This is a genomic window from Janibacter melonis (assembly GCF_003721155.3).
GTDB classification, from domain to species: domain Bacteria; phylum Actinomycetota; class Actinomycetes; order Actinomycetales; family Dermatophilaceae; genus Marihabitans; species Marihabitans melonis.
The window spans coordinates 1001057-1015312 of record NZ_CP044548.2; the positions used below are offsets into that span (position 1 = coordinate 1001057).

A 14256-nucleotide genomic window follows, 5' to 3' on the forward strand; every position below is an offset into this window, starting at 1 on the left:
AGACCGTGAGCCCTCACAGGAGGGAGAAACCTGGAGCAAGGACAGTACGCCCGGTGAGGGCGAGCAGCACCTGCGGGGCCTGCCCCGGCGAGATCCGCGCGCAGAGCGCGACAGCGGGCACGCACGCCTCGACGAGCTCGGCGGGCGGCTCCTGCCCGGTCGCCCGGGCGAGGTCGAGCCCGTGGACCGTGAGCTCGAGGGCCCGCGTCGGCAGGTAGTCGGCGAGCACGAGGGTGCCGAAGGGGGTGACCGCCGGGGTGCCGTCCGCGCTCTCGTGCACGACGCGCAGGGCGCGGTCCGCGGCTGCGTGCACGGCCGACCAGGGGTCGTCCCCGAGGGCCCGGCCGGCCGCACGGCCGCGCTCGGCGACGGCCGCGTCACCGGAGGGCAGCGCGCGCGCCGCGGCGTAGTAGCCCGCGGTGCCGACGAGCTCGACGTCCGGCCCGGGCTCGCGGCCCACGTAGTCGACGAGCGTGACGAAGGCCCGCGACGTGTGGCCGAGCAGGGAGCGCACGTCCCACTCCCCCAGCCCCGGTCGGTCGAGCTGCTCGGACGAGATCGCGTCGGCGACCGCGAGCACGCCCGTGCTCGCGAGCTCGAACCAGGCGCGGGCGCCGACCTCGCTCATGACCGGTCGTGCTCCTCGCCCACGGCGTCGACCGCCTCGAGGACGGCCTCTCGTAGGGCCGCCTGGGTCCGCGGGGCGCCCGCGAGCGTCATCGCGCTGCTCGGGTCGCCGCCGTCGAGATCGGTGACCGCCGCCCCGGCCTCGGTGGCGACGAGCCAGCCGGCGGCGAGGTCCCAGGGGTTGAGCCCGCGCTCGTAGTACACGTCGACGGTGCCGTCGGCGACCCGGCACAGGTCGAGCGCGGCGCTGCCCAGGCGGCGGATGTCACGCACCTGCGGGAGCAGACGGGCGAGCACCTGGCCCTGCCAGGCGCGTCGGTCGGCCTCGTACCCGAAGCCCGTGGCGCACAGGGCCAGACCCAGCCCCTCCGCCTCGGCGACGCGAAGGGGGCGCGGCGCGCCTCCCCCTTCGCTCACGGTCGCGCCCTCGCCGAGAGCGGCGACGTAGGTGCGGCCGGCGACCGGGTCGACGACGGCGCCCGCGACGGGTCGCCACGCACCCGGCCGGGAGGGGTCGCCGACGACGACCGCGACGGAGACCGCGTAGGCGGCGAGGCCGTAGAGGTAGTTGACGGTGCCGTCGATGGGGTCGACGACCCAGGTGAGCCCGGAGGTGCCGGCGCTCCCGCCCTCCTCCTCACCGGCGAAGGCGTCCTGCGGCCGACGCTCGCCGAGGAGCGAGCGCAGGAGGTCCTGGCTGGCCTGGTCCATGACCGTGACGACGTCGGTGAGCGAGGACTTGGTCGTCGCGACACCGAGATCGGCCGGCCGGCGCTGGACGATCATGGTCGCGGCCTCCTCGGCGACCTCGCGGGCCACCTCGGCGAGGTCGCGGACATCGGTGCCCTCGGGCAGCGCGGGCGCGGTGCTCATGCGTGCTCGCCCACGGCGGGCAGCGCCTCGCGCAGGTTGGGGCAGCAGCCCGGCCGGCACGGCGTGGCCGCCGGCACGAGGCCTGCCCACGCCCGCGGCTCGACGTCCTCGCCGCGGCGCATCGCCGCGCGCTCCTGTGCGAGGTCGGCCAGACCCTCGACGAAGGCGGGGTGGGTGCCCACGGTCGGCACCCGCACGAGGCGCACGCCGTGCTCCTTCGCCGTCGCGGCGGCCTCGGTGTCGAGGTCGTAGATGACCTCCATGTGGTCGCTGACGAAGCCGATGGGCACGACGACGACGGTCCGCACGCCCTCGGCCGCGAGCTCCTCGATGCGGTCGCCGACGTCGGGCTCGAGCCAGGGCATGCTCGGCGGGCCCGAGCGGGAGCAGAAGGTCAGCTCGCCGGTGATCTCTCGGCCGAGCTGCTCGCTCGCGTGATCGCAGATCGCGGCGCCGAGGTCGGCGTGGCCGCGCGAGTAGGCCCGCTCCTCGGCGTCGCCGGGGCCGGAGGTGATGTCCATGGTCTCGGGGATCGAGTGGGTGACGAAGAGCAGGGCGGGCGCCTCGTCGTCCTGGAGCACCTCGCGCAGGGCGGCCGTGACGAGCTCGGCGTTGGTCTGAGCGAAGCCGGGGTGCTGGCCGTAGGGGCGGACGAACTCGAGGTCGACGTCGAGCCCGTCGACGCGCACGTCGGCGAGGGCCGCGGCGAGGTCCTCGCGGTAGGAGCGGCACGAGGAGTAGGACTGCCAGGCGCTCGTGCGGATCGCGAGCACGTGTCGGGCGCCCTCGTCGGCGAGCTCGGCGAGGACGTCGGCGGTGAAGGGCGGGCTGTGCCGGTTGCCGAGGCGGACCGGCACGTCGATCTCGCGGCGGCGCAGCTCCTCGGTGAGCTCGGCGACGAGACGGCGACCGTGGTCGTTGATCGGCGATCGGCCGCCGAATAGGTCGTAGTGCGCGCCGACCTCCCGGAGGCGCTCGTCAGGGATGCCCTTGCCCCCGGTGACACGGCGCAGAAAGGGCAGGACCTCGTCGGGCCCCTCGGGCCCGCCGAAGGAGTGGAGGATGATCGCGTCGTACGGGGCGATGGCGTCGTGCGGCATGGAGCCAACCGTAGTCGCGCGGCGTGGTGGCCCCGCCGCACGGGACGGGGGTGGCAGAGTCGCACCCGACCCCCGAAGAGCTGAGAGGACAGTCATGCGAGACCTTCGACTGATCGGCGTGCACGGCGACGGTGAGCACCTCGTCGTCGCCGACGGCGACGGCCAGGAGTACCGCGTCCGCATCGACGACCAGCTGCGCGCCGCCGTGCGCCGCGACCGTCCGCGCCTCGGGCAGCTGCAGATCGAGATGGACAGCACCGTGCGCCCGCGCGAGGTGCAGGCGATGATCCGCGCCGGGGCCTCCAGCGAGGAGGTCGCGGCCCGCACGGGCTGGAGCATGGAGAAGATCGCCCGCTTCGAGGGGCCGGTGCTCGACGAGCGCCAGCACGTCGCGAGCGCCGCCCAGCGAGTGCGCGTGCGCGGCCAGGGCTCGGGGTCCGACGAGACCCTCGGCGGCCGGGCCGCCTCCCGGCTGGCCTCGCGCGGCGTGCCCGAGGAGGCCGTCCTGTGGGACTCCTCGCGCGACGCCGAGGGGCAGTGGAGCGTCACCGTGACCTTCGCGGCAGGGGGCAAGGAGCGCACCGCGCGCTGGTGGTTCGACCGGGCCGGCATGAGCGTCGTCGCCGCCAACGACGAGGCGCGCTGGCTCTCCGAGGCCGACGCCGCCGAGAGCGCCGTGCCGACCCCCCACCGGCCGACCGCCGTCTTCGACGTCGAGGCCCAGGAGCGACGCGAGCCCGACGAGCTCATGGCCTCGATGCGCGAGGCGGCCCGTGGCCGCCGTCGTGGCCGTCGCCGCCCGAACCACGTCGAGCCCCCGCTCCCCCTCGAGGGCGACGAGGCCGGCACCCCGCTGCCGACCGAGCTCCCGCCCGGGGCGAAGGGGGTCCACCCCCGTGACGAGGATCGCGCGGCTGCGGCCGCCGAGCCGGTCGAGGCCGTGGAGCCGCAGGACGCCACCGGCCCCCAGCAGAGCGAGCAGCTGCTCGAGGTCGAGCCGGTCGTCGAGCCGGCCGAGCCGGTCGAGCCGGTCGTCGAGGACGGCGGGGCACCTCCCGCCGACGCGACGGCGCAGGCCGGCGTTCTCGAGGACACGACGCCCGAGCCGGTCGGCGAGGACGCCGACGAGGAGCCCGAGACCCCGGAGGCCGAGACATCTCGACCCGAGACCCCGGAGGCCGAGACCCCTCGGCCCGAGGCGCCGGAGGCCGAGGCACCGCAGCCCGAGGCCCCGGCGGCCGCCGGTCCGGACGAGGCCGACGCCGAGGTGGGCGCCTCGGAGGATGCCGAGACGACCCCCCAGCCCGACCCCGAGCCCGAGCCCGAGCCGGCCCCCGAGGCCCCTGCTCCCGGGCCCAAGAGCTCCGGCGGTCGCCGCAAGGGTCGCGCCAGCGTCCCGAGCTGGGACGACGTGATGTTCGGCGCCAAGCGCGGCGAGTGACCCGGTGACCGCCGCAGCCACGACGGCTGCGCTCGTCCTCGAGACCGATCTCACCGCGCTCGTCTGGGGCGTGCGCATCATGCTCGTCGTCGTCAGCCTGGGCCTCGCGCTCGTGCTCGTCGGCATGCCCGTCGTCTTCTCCCGCCCGGTCCTCACCGAGCTGCTGCGCGCACGCGCCCTCGGCGACCCGTGGGCCCCCTTCGCCCCCGACGGGGCGGGCCGCTACGGGCCGCTCGCGCAGAACCGCCACTGGGCGGTCATGCGCGCACCGGCCCGCCGCACGACCGCCGGGCTCGCCTGGCGGTGGGGCTGGTGGGTCGTCTCCGCCGTGGTCCTCGTCGGCGGGGGTCTCGTCGGCTTCGTCAGCTTCATGCGGCTCGTCGTCGCCTTCTGGATCTGATCGACCCACCCCGGGCCGGCACCGCCTCTGCGGCGACCTCGGGCGACCTCAGCCGCGCGGCGGCACCGGGCAGGCGTCGAGGTCGAAGGGGAGGACGTCGGCCGAGAGCGCGGCGGCGTGGGCCGCGTGCGAGCTCATCCGGCGCATGTGGTGACGACGGCAGAGCACCTCGTACTCGACCTCCTGGGTCCCGTCGGTCGTGTCGCCGACGACGACCTGCTCGCCCTCGACGACCATCGACCCGTCGACGACGCGGGCGTTGTGGGTGGCCCGGGCACCGCACCAGCACAGCGCGGCGACCTGGAGGACCTGGGTGCGGTCGGCGAGCTCGACGAGCCGTTGCGACCCGGGGAAGAGCTGGGTGCGGAAGTCGGCCATGATGCCGAAGGCGTAGACCTCGATGTCGAGCTCGTCGACGACGCGGGCGAGCTGCTCGACCTGGGCCGGTGAGTAGAACTGCGCCTCGTCGCAGATGAGGTAGTCGACCTTGCCGCCGCTCGTCAGCTGGGCGACGACGACCTCCCAGAAGTCGAGCTCCTCGTGGACCTCGACGGCGCCCGTCGACAGGCCGAGGCGCGAGGACAGCACCGAGTCGCCGGCCCGGTCGAGCCGGGTGAAGATCAGACCCTCGCGACCGCGGGCGCGGTGGTTGTGGTCCATCTGGAGGGCGAGGGTGGACTTGCCGCAGTCCATGGTGCCGGAGAAGAAGACGAGCTCAGCCACGGTCGGACAGCCTAGGCCCGTCGCGCCGGCGCGCAGAGCCACGGCACGGCGACCTCGTCGAGGGTGACCGACCCGTGCAGGCCGACGAGCGCCAGCAGCTCGGGACGGTGACGGCGCGAGTCCCCCACGGCGAGCTCGCCGGTCATCGTCGCGACCACCTCGCCGATCCGGGGCCGCACGCGGTCCTCGACGGGACCGAACCACCCGGCCGAGACGGCCTCGTCGCGGGTGACGACGACGGCGTCCTCGCCCAGCCGCTCCCGCCACGCGGCGAGCACGTCGTCGACGGCGCCGGGCAGGCAGTGCAGCTGCACCGAGCGCGGCTCGCCGGACACCTCGGCCACCCCGGCCGCGAGATCGGGCTCGTGGGCGACGTCGAGACGGCGGTCCATCGCGACGTCGACCATGCCGTGGTCGGCGGTGACGTGCAGCGCGCAGTCGGGCGGCAGCGAGGCGGCGAGCCGCCGCAGCTCGGCGTCGACCGCCTCGAGCTCCTCGCCCCACTGCCACGAGGCGCAGCCGTGCACGTGACCGACCTTGTCGAGGTCGCCCCAGTAGAGGTAGACGAGGGATCGCGGGCGGGTGCGCAGCGCGGCGAGGGTCGCGTCGACCCGTTGCGCGAGGCTGGAGGCGGCGACGAAGCGGCCGCCGCGCAGGGCGGCCTCGGTGAGGCCGGAGCCGTCGAAGAAGCCCGGGCCGACGCGGACCGTCTCGACACCGGCCGCCGACGCGGCCTCGAAGACGGTCGGGTGCGGCTGCCAGGCGCGAGGGGCCGGGCCGTCCTCCCAGGACAGCTCGTTGAAGGCGCGCCCGGTCGCCGGGTCGTACGCCTCGTAGCCGACGAGGCCGTGCTCCCCGGCGAGCCGTCCGGTGCCGAAGGTCGCCATCGACGTCGCGGTCGTCGAGGGGAAGCCGCAGGCCACGGAGCGCGAGCCGGGCGCCGCGGCGAGCCCGCGCAGGTAGGGAGCATGACCGCCCCGCCGGGCGAGGAGCTCGGCGCCGAGCCCGTCGACGAGCACGACCACGGCGCGCCGTGCGGGCTCGAGCACCCGGTCACCGGGGCGGGCGAGACCGGCGACCCCGAGGCTCGTCGCGACGCTGGGCAGCAGACGGTCGAGCAGACCGTCGCCGACGACCGGCAGGGCCGGGGCGGGGGGCACGCTCAGACGCCGACGCGGGCCGAGAGGTCCCGGGCGAAGGTCACCGCAGCGTCGAGCGCGCCACTGCCCTCGGCCTCGGCGCTGATGCGCAGCGAGATGTCGTCGGCGGCGATCGTGCCCTCGTAGCCGTGGTCGGCGTCGCACGAGGGGTCTGCGCACACGGCGGGGAGCAGGTCGACCCGGCTCACGGTGCCCCAGCCGACGGTGAGGGTGAGCTCGCGCCCGAGGGACCCGGGCACGTACTCGCTCGGCTTGGGCACGACGTGGGTGAGCATGACCCCGCGCACGGCGCGAAGGGGGATGCACTCGGTCGTCGCGGTCGCGACGTCCTCGCGGGAGGTCTCGTCGTCGGGGAAGTCGTCGGCGTGGGCGATGACGAGGCGGGTGCTCGTCGTCACCAGCGCGGTGATGTGCCGGCGCACGGACTCCTGGTCGAAGGTCGTCTCCTGGTGCACGAGGTGGGAGATGACCTCCTCCTCGCCGACGGCGGCGCGGATGATGTCGGCGACGAGGTCGGGGTAGTACCCGGCCCGCGCGATCGCGTCGAGCAGGGGGGACGGCAGGACGATCCTGGTGAGATCGGTGGGCACCTGGGACATGACCCCCATTCTGCCGCAGGGCGAGGACACCCCGGACCACCCGCAGGGCTCAGGTCATCGCCCGGCGACCGGGGTCCTTGCGGCGCAGCGGCGGGGCGAGGTGGATCTGGGCCCCGAGGACGCTCGCCCCCTTGCCGTGGGCCATCACCGGGTCGAGGACGACGGAGGCGATCTCGACGAAGTCCTCGGACATGAGCGACAGCCGCCCGAGGACGTCCTCGAGCGCGCCCCGGTCGACCGGGGTCGCGCCCTTGTGACCGTGCAGAAGGGGCGCGAGCTTGATGTCGTCGACGATCTCGCGCACGTCGACGTCCGTGAGCGGCGGGATGCGGTAGGCGATGTCGTCGAGCAGCTCGGTCGGCGCACCGGCGAGGCTGAAGGAGATGACCGGGCCGAAGAGCGGGTCCTCTACGGTCCCGAGGACGCACGACGTGCCCTGCGGCGCCATCCGCTGGACGACGAAGTAGTTCGCGTCGAGCGGGGCGAGCCGGGCGTCCATCGCCTCGAAGGCCGCCCGCACGTGCTCCGGCTCGGTGAGGTCGACGCGCACGGCGTCGAGCAGCGAGTGCCCGCGCACCAGGGGCGAGAGCGACTTGAGGACGACCGGGTGGCCGACCTCCTCCGCCGCGGCGACCGCCTCGTCGGCGCTCGCGACCTCGATGCGACGCCACAGGTCGATGCCGTAGGCGGCGAGCAGGTCGTGCGACTCGTCGTCGGTGAGGGCGCGCCCCTCCGGGTACTCGGCGAGCACCGAGTCGACGAGCTCTCGGGCGGCGGTGCGGCGCACCCCGTCGCGCACGACGGGCTCGCCCTTGTCCTTCGTGCGCCACCGGCCGTACTGCGTGGCCAGGCCGAGCGCGCGGATGGCGTCCTCGGGCATCGCGTAGAGCGGCACCGCCTCGCGCGGCACGTCCCCCGAGCTCGCGCCGGGGTCCTCGGCGACGAGCGACCCGGTGTCGACGCCCCGCATGCCGAGGAGGTTGCCGACGCAGGGCTTGCTCGAGCGCTTCGCCGCGTAGCGCACGGCCTCGACGACGTCGTGCTCGACGGCGCCGATCGGAGGGATGAAGGACACGACGACGCTGTCGACCTGCTCGTCGGCGAAGGCGGCGTCGACCGCGGCCCGGAACTCCGAGGGCGTGGCCTCCGTGCGCACCGACACCGGCCCGTGGGTGACCTCGAGCCCCCACGCCGCGGCGCTGCCGGCGCTGATCGTGCCGAGCTGGTGGGAGTTGGAGACGATGGCCACGCGGTTGCCCTCGGGCAGCGGCTGGTGCAGGAGCAGCTGGGCCGCGTCGAACATCTGGTGGACGTTCTCGACGTGGATGACACCGGCCTGCGCCATGATCGCGCGGAAGGCGTGGGGGCGCACGGTCGTCGAGCGCACCCGGTGGCCCGGCACCTCCTCCATCGGGGACTTCACGACGATGACCGGCTTGGTCATCGCGAGCGCCCGGGCGATCCGAGAGAACTTGCGCGGGTTGCCCATCGACTCGAGGTAGAGACCGACGGCGTGCGTGCTGTCGTCGTCGACCCAGTACTGCATGACGTCGTTGCCGGAGACGTCGACGCGGTTGCCCGCGGAGAGGAAGACCGAGACCCCGAGGTTGCGTCGGGCAGCGGAGTCGAGGTTCGCGACCGCGAGGGCCCCGCTCTGGGAGTACAGCCCGAGGTGGCCGGCGGGCGGGGTCGTCGGGCTGAGACTGGCGTTGAGCCGGACGCCCTCGTCGTTGTTGAGGATCCCGAAGGAGTTCGGCCCGATGACCCGCATGCCGTTGTCGCGCGCGACGCGCAGCACCCGCTGCTGCAGCGCCGTGCCCTCCTCGCCCTCCTCCGCGAAGCCCGAGGAGATGACGAGGAGGCCGCGGACCCCCTTCGCCGCGCACTCCTCGACGACGCCGGGCACGGCGCTCGCCGGCACGGCGACGACGGCGAGGTCGACGGCCTCGGGCAGGTCGGTGATGCTCGGGTAGGCGGGCACCCCGAGCAGGCGGTCGGCCTCGGGGTTCACGGGGTAGACCTCGCCGGTGAAGCCGCCGTCGAGGACGTGACGCATCACCTGGTGGCCGATCGCGCGCTCGCGCCGGCTGACGCCGACGACGGCGATGCTGCGCGGGTGGAGCAGGGCCGACACGCTCTCGGCCTCGGCGCGGTGCTCGCGGGCGAAGCGCACCGACAAGGACTGCGCGGTCGGCTCGATGTCGAAGTGGAGCATGACGACGCCGTCCTCGAAGCGTCGGCTCACCTCGTAGCCGGCGTCGGAGAAGACGGAGAGCATCTTGCGGTTCTGCGGGAGCACCTCCGCCTCGAAGCGGGTGATGTCGTGCTCCTGGGCGATCGCCGCGAGGTGCTCGAGGAGCACCGAGCCGATGCCCTTGCCCTGGTAGTGGTCGCTGATGTTGAAGGCGACCTCGGCGCTCGTCGGCGCGATCCGGTCGTAGCGGCCGATCCCGATGATCTCGTCGCGGATGAGCGCGACGAGCGCCATCCGGTCGACGTAGTCGACATTCGTGAAGCGCTCGACGTCGCGCTCGCTCAGCCGCCGGATCGGCGCGAAGAAGCGCAGGTAGATCGACTCCTCGGACTGCCCCGCGTGGAAGCGGTGGATGCCCTCGGCGTCGCTCGGACGGATGGGTCGCAGCCGGGCGACGGTGCCGTCGCGCAGCACGACGTCAGCCTCGGCCAGATGGGGGTACCCCGGTGGGAGCGCCTCGCTCATGCGTCCGATCCTGCCATGCCCCTCGCCCGTCGAGCGCGACGCTCAGGGCGCGAGGACCTCGACCCGCCAGGACTGGCCGCCGTCGGTGCTCTCGAGGAAGCCCTCGGAGTCGTCGGCCAGGCCGTAGACGCGGTCGTCCCCGCCCGCGGCGACCCACGACCACTGGACGGAGTCGGCCTTCGCCACCCGCCAGCTCGCGCCGCCGTCGGTCGTGCGCAGGGCACGGCCTCCGGCCTCGCCCCGGGTGACGGCGACCGCCGTGCCGGGCTGGGTCTCGGCGTACCCGGCGATCGTGCCGCCGACCGCGACCGAGGGGCTCGCCGGCGACCAGGTGACCCCGTCGTCGGTGGAGGTGCGCACCCGGATCGAGGTGCCGCCGTCGTCCCCGGGCGTGCCGCACAGCGCGCTCAGCGGGCCCTCGCCGTCGGCCGGGGTGCCGAAGAAGACGCTGTCGCCCTCGTCGCACGGCTCGAGGTGCTCGGCCTGCTCGCCGATCCGGTAGGTGCGGCTGCCGTCGGCGGTGCCGACGGAGAGGTAGGCGCGCGGCCCGCGCACGACAAGCTGTGCCCCGGTGATGCCCGAGACGTCCTCGTCGAGGACGACGACGTCGGCGCTGCTGTCACCGGTGCCGGCCCGGTAAACACGAAGGGGGCCGGCGCACCCCTGCTCGGTGCACTCCCCCGCGCTCACGAGGTGCACGACGCCGTCGGCGACCTCCGTGGCGACGATCGTGCCGCCCGGGTAGGGCATGTCGGCCCACGTCGTGCCGCCGTCGGTCGTGCGTCGCAGCACCGACCCGGCGAGGTAGCCGGTGTCGGCGCTCGCCCAGCGCAGGATGCCCACCTGGTCGGGCGCGACGGCGATCCCGCCGGGCGGGGCGACGGAGAGGTCGGGCAGGGCGGCGGTGTTGATCCAGCTCTGGCCGTCGTCGGTCGTGCGCAGCAGCAGCGGGCAGGTGGTCTCGGCGCTGCACCGCGCCTCGCCGAGCACCGCGCGGGTGCGGTCGTCGCCGGCGCTCACCGAGCGGGCGAGGAGCTGGCCGTCGGCCGGCTCGGCGCGTGAGGCGGTCGGGGCCGGGGTCGTCGCCTCGCTCGGCTCGGGCAGGCTCACCGTCGTCGGGTCGCCGGCCGGTCGCAGCTCCTCCTGACCGGTCCCGAGCATCCCCACGCCGACGGCCGTCGCCACGGCGGCGACGGCGGCGGCCCCGGCGACGAGCCAGCCGGTGGAGCGACGCCGACCGGTCCGACCGGCGCGCAGCACGCCCTGGAGGTGCACGTCGTGCCCGGGGAGGTCCTCGACGAGCTCGCGCTCACGGGCGAAGAAGGCGTCGACGGGGTCGTCGCGCCGCGTGGGGTCGTCCATCAGCCTGCCGAACGTCTCGAGGTCGTCGTGCTCGTCACGGGGGATCATCGGGCGCCCTCCAGCATGGCAGCCAGGGACTTGCGGGCCTCGAAGAGGTCGCGCTTGACCGCGCCCTCGGACTTGCCGAGCTGGGTGGCGACGGAGCCGACGGAGAGGTCGGCGAAGTAGTAGAGCAGCACCGCCACGCGCAGCCGGTCGGGGAGCGACTGGACGGCGGTGCGCACGGAGACCTGGGTCGCGACGTCGGGGTCGTCCCGCCCCTCGGCCGGGGCTCCCCCTTCGTGACGCAGGTAGGCGGAGTGCTCCCGCCCGCGCTTGCGCCAGTGGTCGCGCACGAGGTTGGCGGTCACCGCGTAGAGCCACGCCTTGGGCTCGTCGACCCGGCCCCACTCGCGCACGAGCTTGACGAAGGCCTCCGTCGCGAGGTCGTGGGCGAGATCGGGGTCGCCGACGAGACGGTTGGTCCAGCCCGCCAGACGCCCGTAGTGCGCGTCGTAGACCTCCCGCAGCTCCGCATCGACGTCCGTGCGGGCTCGCGCCATCGTCACCCCTTCGCTCCTCGGGAGGACGATGCTCATGGCGGTCATGCCTGTGAGACGCCGCAGCCCCCTGCGTGGTTCGGGGTGATCTTGGCAGAGTCCCCCCGGCGGCGCAGGCGGGCACCCCGCGACCCGCCGTCGGGGTGTCATCACGGGGTTGACGGTGCGATCGGCGAAGATGAGGTCCTCCCCTGCCCGACGAAGGAGCACCCGCACGCATGGCCCGCCGCACCACCACCCCCGCGCCGCCCCCCGTCCCGGAGCGGATCGTCGACATCGACGTCGCGGACGAGATGCGCGGCGCGTTCCTCGAGTACGCGGTCTCGGTCATCCACGCACGCGCGCTGCCGGACGCCCGCGACGGGCTCAAGCCGGTGCACCGCCGGATCCTGTACTCGATGAGCGAGATGGGGCTGCGTCCCGAGCGCGGCCACGTGAAGTCCAGCCGCGTCGTCGGCGAGGTCATGGGCAAGTACCACCCGCACGGCGACACCGCGATCTACGACGCCCTCGTGCGCCTCGCCCAGCCCTTCGCCATGCGGCTGCCGCTCGTCGACGGGCACGGCAACTTCGGCTCGCTCGACGACGGCCCCGCGGCCTCGCGCTACACCGAGGCGCGGATGGCGCCCGCGGCGCTGCTCATGGTCGCCAGCCTCGACGAGTCCACCGTCCCCTTCGTCCCCAACTACGACGACCAGCTCACCCAGCCCGAGGTGCTGCCGGCGGCCTACCCGAACCTCCTCGTCAACGGCACGACCGGCATCGCCGTCGGCATGGCCACCCAGATGCCGCCGCACAACCTCGTCGAGGTCATCGGCGCGGCCCGGCACCTGCTCACCCACCCGCAGTGCTCGCTCGACGACCTCATGCGCTTCGTGCCCGGCCCCGACCTGCCCGGCGGCGGGCGCATCGTCGGTCTCGACGGCATCCGCGACGCCTACCTGCGCGGTCGCGGCAGCTTCCGCACCCGGGCCACCGTGCGCGTCGAGAAGGTCTCGCCGCGCCGGCAGGGCATCGTCGTCACCGAGCTGCCCTACCTCGTCGGTCCCGAGAAGGTCATCGAGAAGATCAAGGACGGCGTCCAGGGCAAGAAGCTCGAGGGCATCGCCGACGTCAAGGACCTCTCGGACCGCACGAAGGGCCTCGAGCTCGTCATCGAGATCAAGAACGGCTTCAACCCCGAGGCCGTCCTCGAGAAGCTCTACAAGCTGACGCCGATGGAGGAGAGCTTCTCCATCAACAACGTCGCCCTCGTCGACGGCACGCCCCGCACGATGGGCCTCAAGGAGCTGCTCACCGTCTACGTCGACTTCCGGGTCGACGTCGTGCGCCGCCGCACCGAGCACCGGCTGGGCAAGAAGCGCGACCGCCTGCACCTCGTCGACGGCCTGCTCGTCGCGATCCTCGACATCGACGAGGTCATCCAGCTCATCCGCGGCAGCGACGACGCGGGCACGGCCCGCCAGCGGCTCCAGGAGGTCTTCGACCTCAGCGAGGTCCAGGCGAGCTACATCCTCGACCTCCAGCTGCGCCGCCTGACGAAGTTCTCCCGGATCGAGCTCGAGCAGGAGCAGGAGGACCTGCGCCGCCAGATCGCCGAGCTCGAGGAGATCCTCGGCGACGAGCGCGTGCTCACCCGCCTCGTGTCCTCCGAGCTCGCCGAGGTCGCCAAGCAGCACGGCACCCCGCGCCGCACGGTGCTCCTCGAGTCCGCGGGTGCGCCAGCGGCGACGAGCACCCCGCTCGAGGTGAGCGACGACCCGTGCTGGGTGCTCCTGTCGAGCACCGGTCTGCTCGCCCGCACGACGAGCGAGCAGGAGCCGTCGCGCGACGGCTCGCGCTCGCGGCACGACGCGGTCGTCTCCGCGGTGCGCAGCACCGCCCGCGGCGAGATCGGGGTCGTGACGAGCGCGGGCCGCGTCGCCCGGGTGAGCGCCCTGGAGCTGCCGACGCTGCCCCCGACGAACGACGCCCCCTCTCTCTCCGGCGGCGCGCCCGTCGGCGCCTACGTCGACCTCGGCGCCGACGAGCGGGTGCTCGCGCTGCTCTCCCTCGCCGAGGACTCCCCCGGCCTGGCTCTGGGCACCGCGAGCGGTGTCGTCAAGCGGGTCTCCCCGGAGGTGCCGAAGGGGGCGCTGTGGGAGGTCGTGTCGCTCAAGGACGGCGACGAGGTCGTCGGGGCCGTCGAGCTGCGCACCGGCGAGGAGGAGCTCGTCTTCGTGACGAGCGACGCCCAGCTGCTCCACTTCTCCGCCTCGGCCGTCCGACCGCAGGGTCGCGGCGCCGGCGGCATGGCCGGCATCCGCCTCTCGTCCGGCGCTCGGGTGATCCACTTCGGGGCGGTCGACCCCGCGCGTGACAACGTCGTCGTCACCGTGAGCGGGTCCTCCGACGCGCTGCCCGGGACCGACCCGGGCGCGATCAAGGTCACCCCCTTCGCCGAGTACCCGGGCAAGGGCCGCGCGACCGCGGGCGTGCGGGCGCACCGCTTCCGCGGCGGCGAGGACACGCTGCTCCTCGCCTGGGCCGGTCGGGCCGACGCGCGCGCGAGCGCGTCGAACGGCGTCGCCGTCGACCTGCCCGAGGCCGACGGCCGCCGCGACGGCTCGGGCACGCCTGCCCAGCGCGCCATCCGGGGCATCGGAGGTTGGTGAGCGCCGGGGGCTGGTGACGGCCGCGCCCGACGGGCGGACATGACGACGGGCCGGGGCAG

12 protein-coding genes are annotated in these 14256 nt (G+C 74.4%); 3 read left to right on the plus strand and 9 right to left on the minus strand.

What is annotated here, in order from left to right:
• Positions 1-13: 13 nt before the first annotated feature.
• Genes EEW87_RS04770 through hemH form a run of 3 tightly spaced genes read right to left on the minus strand, consistent with a single transcriptional unit; the run spans position 14 to position 2600 of the window.
• Positions 14-628: a maleylpyruvate isomerase N-terminal domain-containing protein gene (locus EEW87_RS04770; RefSeq protein WP_123091907.1), complete on the minus strand. Its 615-nt coding sequence runs from the start codon at positions 626-628 to the stop codon at positions 14-16.
• On the minus strand, positions 625-1500 hold the full coding sequence (locus EEW87_RS04775) for an inositol monophosphatase family protein (protein WP_123091908.1): 876 nt from the start codon (positions 1498-1500) through the stop codon (positions 625-627). Before EEW87_RS04775 ends, EEW87_RS04770 begins: the two co-directional genes overlap by 4 nt.
• Complete coding sequence (hemH, locus tag EEW87_RS04780; protein WP_123091909.1) at positions 1497-2600, minus strand: ferrochelatase; 1104 nt, start codon at positions 2598-2600, stop codon at positions 1497-1499. Before hemH ends, EEW87_RS04775 begins: the two co-directional genes overlap by 4 nt.
• A gap of 94 nt (positions 2601-2694) precedes the next feature.
• Between hemH and sepH the strand changes: the two genes are divergently transcribed.
• Positions 2695-4041: a septation protein SepH gene (gene sepH / locus EEW87_RS04785; RefSeq protein WP_163562375.1), complete on the plus strand. Its 1347-nt coding sequence runs from the start codon at positions 2695-2697 to the stop codon at positions 4039-4041.
• Positions 4042-4045: 4 nt separating this feature from the next.
• On the plus strand, positions 4046-4441 hold the full coding sequence (locus EEW87_RS04790) for a hypothetical protein (protein ID WP_123091910.1): 396 nt from the start codon (positions 4046-4048) through the stop codon (positions 4439-4441).
• Between the two features lie 48 nt (positions 4442-4489).
• On the opposite strand, the gene EEW87_RS04795 is transcribed toward EEW87_RS04790, so the two are convergent.
• The 6 genes from EEW87_RS04795 to EEW87_RS04820 are packed head-to-tail and all read right to left on the minus strand — an operon-like array spanning position 4490 to position 11582.
• Positions 4490-5164 (minus strand): thymidine kinase, encoded by a 675-nt coding sequence (locus EEW87_RS04795; protein WP_123091998.1) that lies wholly within the window; start codon positions 5162-5164, stop codon positions 4490-4492.
• 11 nt (positions 5165-5175) lie between these two features.
• Entirely contained in the window at positions 5176-6324 is a 1149-nt protein-coding gene (locus EEW87_RS04800; RefSeq protein ID WP_123091911.1) for an alkaline phosphatase family protein, read from the minus strand.
• A 2-nt stretch (positions 6325-6326) separates the two neighbouring features.
• On the minus strand, positions 6327-6923 hold the full coding sequence (locus EEW87_RS04805) for a DUF5998 family protein (protein ID WP_123091999.1): 597 nt from the start codon (positions 6921-6923) through the stop codon (positions 6327-6329).
• A gap of 49 nt (positions 6924-6972) precedes the next feature.
• Positions 6973-9642, minus strand: coding sequence for a bifunctional acetate--CoA ligase family protein/GNAT family N-acetyltransferase (locus EEW87_RS04810; protein WP_123091912.1), 2670 nt, complete (start codon positions 9640-9642; stop codon positions 6973-6975).
• A 42-nt stretch (positions 9643-9684) separates the two neighbouring features.
• Entirely contained in the window at positions 9685-11052 is a 1368-nt protein-coding gene (locus EEW87_RS04815) for a hypothetical protein (protein WP_163562376.1), read from the minus strand.
• Positions 11049-11582 carry an RNA polymerase sigma factor gene (locus EEW87_RS04820; protein WP_205473773.1) on the minus strand — a complete coding sequence of 178 codons (534 nt, stop codon included), beginning with the start codon at positions 11580-11582 and terminating at the stop codon, positions 11049-11051. The genes EEW87_RS04815 and EEW87_RS04820 overlap by 4 nt, the downstream gene beginning before the upstream one ends.
• Before the next feature lie 179 nt (positions 11583-11761).
• Between EEW87_RS04820 and EEW87_RS04825 the strand changes: the two genes are divergently transcribed.
• Positions 11762-14197, plus strand: coding sequence for a DNA gyrase/topoisomerase IV subunit A (locus tag EEW87_RS04825; protein ID WP_123091913.1), 2436 nt, complete (start codon positions 11762-11764; stop codon positions 14195-14197).
• Positions 14198-14256 lie beyond the last annotated feature (59 nt).